Source organism: Streptomyces panaciradicis, from assembly GCF_023516615.1.
GTDB classification, from domain to species: Bacteria; Actinomycetota; Actinomycetes; order Streptomycetales; family Streptomycetaceae; genus Streptomyces; species Streptomyces panaciradicis.
Map to the genome: position 1 here is coordinate 1 of NZ_JAMGBF010000339.1, position 430 is coordinate 430.

The following is a 430-nucleotide window of genomic DNA, read 5'->3' on the forward strand; positions in this document are numbered from 1 at the left end:
CGCACCATCACCCCCCTGATCACCAAACTCAACACCATCCGGCGGGCCAACCCCGCCCTCCACCAGTTGCGCGACCTCCACTTCCACCACGCGGACCAGGACGCGGTGATCGCGTACTCGAAGCGGAGCGGGTCGAACACCGTTCTGGTGGTCGCCAACCTCGACCCCCACCACACCCAGGAGGCCACGGTCTCGTTGGACATGCCGCAACTCGGCCTGGACTGGCACGAGTCGGTGCCGGTGCGCGACGAGCTCACCGGCGAGACCTATCACTGGGGCAGGGCGAATTACGTACGCCTCGAACCGGGCACTCGTCCCGCGCACGTGTTCACCGTCCTGCGACCGTCCACCCCGCAGATCGGAGGGTCACCCACCATATGATCGTCAACGAGCCCGTTCAGGACACCTTCGAGGACACCCCCGCCAAGGA

General features: G+C 66.3%; 1 protein-coding gene. It reads left to right on the plus strand.

Translation table 11 applies throughout. From position 1 onward, the window contains the following. A partial coding sequence (locus M8J74_RS44265; RefSeq protein WP_249841782.1) for an alpha-glucosidase C-terminal domain-containing protein occupies positions 1 to 381 on the plus strand: 381 nt, incomplete at its 5' end. Positions 382 to 430: the final 49 nt, after the last annotated feature.